Below are 3,602 nucleotides of genomic sequence, written 5' to 3' on the forward strand. Positions count from 1 at the left end.
GCCGGCAGGCCCGGCGGGGAAAAGCGTCCCGCCTGGCCTGCCGGCTTCGTCCAGCCTAAGGCACCCGAACCCATGTCAAATCGAGCCTCGGTGGGGGTGGTGGCGGGTCCGTTGTGGTGTCGTTGGTGGTGGTCGGGGTGGTGTCGTTGGTGGTGGTTGGGGTGGGTTGCCAGGCGGCCATGAGGTCGCGGTAGAGCGGTGAGGTGGCGAGCAGGTCGGTGTGGTGGCCGAGGAGTGGTGGGCCGCCGTCCATGACGAGGACTTGGTTGGCGCGCAGGGCCGAGGAGAGGCGGTGCGCGATGACGATCAGGGTTCCGGTGCCGGTGCGGGTGGCGAAGGCTTGTTCGACGGTGGCTTCGGCGGCCGGGTCCAGGGCGGAGGTGGCTTCGTCCAGGATGACGATGTCGGCGGGGGAGGCGTGGACGCGGGTGGCGGCGAGGAGTTGGGCCTCGCCGGCGGAGAGGCCGCCGCCGTTGTGGCCCACCGTGCCGTCCAGGCCGCCCAGTTTGGCGATCAGGTCCGTCGCGCCCACGGCGGCGGCGGCTCGGAGCAGGGCGTCGTCGTCGGCGGAGGGGGCGAGGAGGGCCAGGTTCTCGCGGACCGTGCCGGTGAAGAGGTAGGTCTCCTGGGGGACCAGGGCGATGCGCCGGTGGCGGATGTCGGGGTGGACTTCCCGCACCGGCGCGCCGCCGAGGAGCACGACGCCGGACCGCGGTTCGACCAGGCCCGTGACCAGGCCGGCCAGGGTGGACTTGCCGATGCCGCTCGGGCCCACCACGGCCAGGTGGGAACCGGGGGGCAGGGTGAGATCGAGGTCCCGCACGACCGGTTCGGCGGTGGCGCTCCAGCCGAAGGTCACGGCGCGCAGCTCGATCCCGTGGCCCTCGGGGACGGCGGCGCCGGACGGTGGGGCGATCGGCGGGGCGGCTTCCGCCAGGCGGCGCAGTGCCACCACGAGGCGCAGCACGATGGTGCTGGTCGTGTCGGCGAGCCGGCGCAGTGCCGGTTGGACGCTGGTGCTGAGGTAGACGACGGCGGCCAGGACTTCGCCGGCGGTCAGCGTTCCGGTTCGGACCAGGCCGGGGGCGACGAGGAGCAGGAGCACCAGGGGGGCGAACCCGCCCAGGGCGATCACGACGCCGCGCAGGGCGGTGGCGTAGGCCAGGCGCACGGTGGCGGACGCCTGGCGGTCGACCAGGGTCGTCACGTCGTGCAAGGCGTGGTCGCGGCCGTTCACGGCGGTGACGTCGCGGACACCGAGGAAGACGGTGCCGGCCACGGCGGCGGCTTCCTCGTCGGCCAGCACTAGCCGGCGTTGGCCGCGGGCCAGGCCGGGCAGCAGGAGGGCGAACAGCACGAGTGCCGCGACCACCGGCAGGATCACCAGCCAGGCCAGCGAGGAGACCGTCGCGGCCAGGCCGACCAGGGCGGCGATGGTGGTGACCAGCAGGGCGCGTGCCTGCACGAGGACGCCGGCGGTCGCGTCGCGGACCACCTCCACGTGCCGGGTGATCCGGGCGACGGCGCTCGCGTCCGGCTGACGCGTCTGCGAACCCGCGTGCAGCACGCCGCGCACGACCTGGCGCACCAAGGTGTCCCGCAGCGGTTCGACCACCGCGCCCAGGTGGGTGAAGACCTGGCGCAGGCCGAACCCGCCCAGCACCGCCAGCACGGCGAACGCCAACAGCCACGCGACGCCGACCCACGGCCGGCCCACCGCGAAGCCCCGGTCCACGGCGTAGCCGACCAGCCGGCCGGACAGCAGGGCGGGCACGCCCTCCAGCACCGACCAGCCGAGCAGCACCGCGATGCCGCGCCGCTGTTCCCGCAACGCCCGCAAATAGGTCATCGGCCGAACACCGCCCGGTACTCCTCGTCGTCCCACAGCTCGGCGTGCGGGCCGACCGCGCGCACCCGGCCCTCCTCCAGCCACACCACGACGTCGGCCCGCCGGGCGGTGGCCGCGCGGTGCGTCACCACGACCCGCGTCCGGCCCGGCAGCGCCGTCTCGACCGCGCGCTCCACAGTGGACTCGGTCACCATGTCCAGGCTGGCCGTGGCGTCGTCCAGCACGAGCACGGCGGGGTCGCGGACGAACGCCCGCGCCAGGCCGAGCCGCTGCGCCTCGCCACCGGACATCGGGGCGGCGGACATCGGGGTGTCGTAGCCCTCGGGCAGCCGGACGACCACGTCGTGCACCTGCGCGGCGCGGCAGGCGGCCTCGACCTCGTCCCGGCGCGAGTCCGTGCCGTAGCGGACCGCGTCGGCGACCGTCGTGCCGACCAGCGCGGGCCGCTCGAAGGCGTAGCCGACCGACCCGCCGCGGCGCACGTCGCCGGACGCGGGCCGGGTCAGGCCGCCGATCACCGAGGCCAGGGCGGACTTGCCGGCGCCGGACCGACCGACCACCGCGAGGAACGTCCCGGGCGGCACGGTCAGGTCCACGTCGTGCAGCGCGCCCGGCACGGTGACGCGGCTCAGCACCACCTCGCCGGAACCCGCGGGCGCGGGCGGCTCCTCGGCCGGCACGGGGGTCGAGAGCACTTCCTCCAGCCGCTCGGCGGACGCCCGCGCGCGCTGCAAGGCCGTGAGCAGGGTGGTCTGGCCGACCACCGCCATGCCGAGGGCCGTGTAGCCGAGGGCGGCGAGCACGTCGCCGACGCTCAGCCGGCCGGCGACCACGCCGAAACCGGCGGCCGTCAGCACGGCCAGCTCCACGGCGGGCAGCAGCAGGCCGGCCCGCCAGATCATCCGCGCCTGCGTGCGCCACATGCCGACCCCGGCCGCGGTGAGCCGGGGCAGCGGGCGCAGCACCCGCTCGGCCTCCTGGTCCGCCCGACCGGAGGCGGTGATCGTGCGCAGGCCGCCCACGGCGTCCACGAGTCGCGCGGACAAGTCCCCGGACACCTCCTGGTAGGTCGCCACGTCCGCGGCCGTCAGCCGCAGGTGCGACCGCACCAGCAACGCCGCCAGCGGCACGCTCAGCAGGAACACCACCGCGAGCCGCCAGTCCAGCAACGCCAGGGCGGTGATCGCGCCGCCCGCCGTGAGCACCGAGATGCCCAGGTTCACCGCGAGCACGGCGACACCGCCGGCGTTGACGCTGTCGCCGGTCAGCCGGCTCACCGCGTCGCCGGCCTCGAACCGCGCGGGGTGGCCGAGCGCGAGCAGGTGCGCGGTCAGCCGGTGGCGCAGCCACGCCGCACCTCGTGCGGTGACAGCCGCCGCCAGCACCACGCCGATCGCGTCGCCGAGCACTTCCACGCCCGCGAGCCCGACCAGCCAGAGCACCGTGCCGCTGTCGAGCCGCCCGGCCAGCGCCATGTCGACCGCCGAGGCCAGGGCGGTGGGCAGCAGCAGCCCGGCGAGGGTGGCCGGCAGGGCGTTCAACGCGAGCAGCAGCCACCGGGGATCTCGCCGCACGACGGAAGAGAGCACCATGCCTTGGGACTCCTATGGCGATTGCCGCGGTTGGGCGCATCATGTGTCGGGGGGTGTGGGTGTGATGGGTTAATGTAGGAACGGGACGAGGGCTGAGTGGAGAGCGAAAGTAGATACACGAAGACGCCGGCAACATCGAGCGGGGGGGGGTCAGCAGATAG

2 protein-coding genes are annotated in these 3,602 nt (G+C 74.8%); both read right to left on the reverse strand.

All coding sequences use genetic code 11. The features are described 5' to 3' along the window. Positions 1 to 55: 55 nt before the first annotated feature. Entirely contained in the window at positions 56 to 1,849 is a 1,794-nt protein-coding gene (locus ACFXGA_RS39830; protein WP_378098278.1) for an ABC transporter ATP-binding protein, read from the reverse strand. Continuing rightward, the gene (locus ACFXGA_RS39835) at positions 1,846 to 3,441 is read right to left on the reverse strand and encodes an ABC transporter ATP-binding protein (RefSeq protein ID WP_378098281.1); all 1,596 of its coding nucleotides are present in this window, start codon (positions 3,439 to 3,441) and stop codon (positions 1,846 to 1,848) included. The genes ACFXGA_RS39830 and ACFXGA_RS39835 overlap by 4 nt, the downstream gene beginning before the upstream one ends. Positions 3,442 to 3,602: the final 161 nt, after the last annotated feature.

This window comes from Actinosynnema sp. NPDC059335, assembly GCF_042752395.1.
Classification (GTDB): Bacteria; Actinomycetota; Actinomycetes; order Mycobacteriales; family Pseudonocardiaceae; genus Actinosynnema.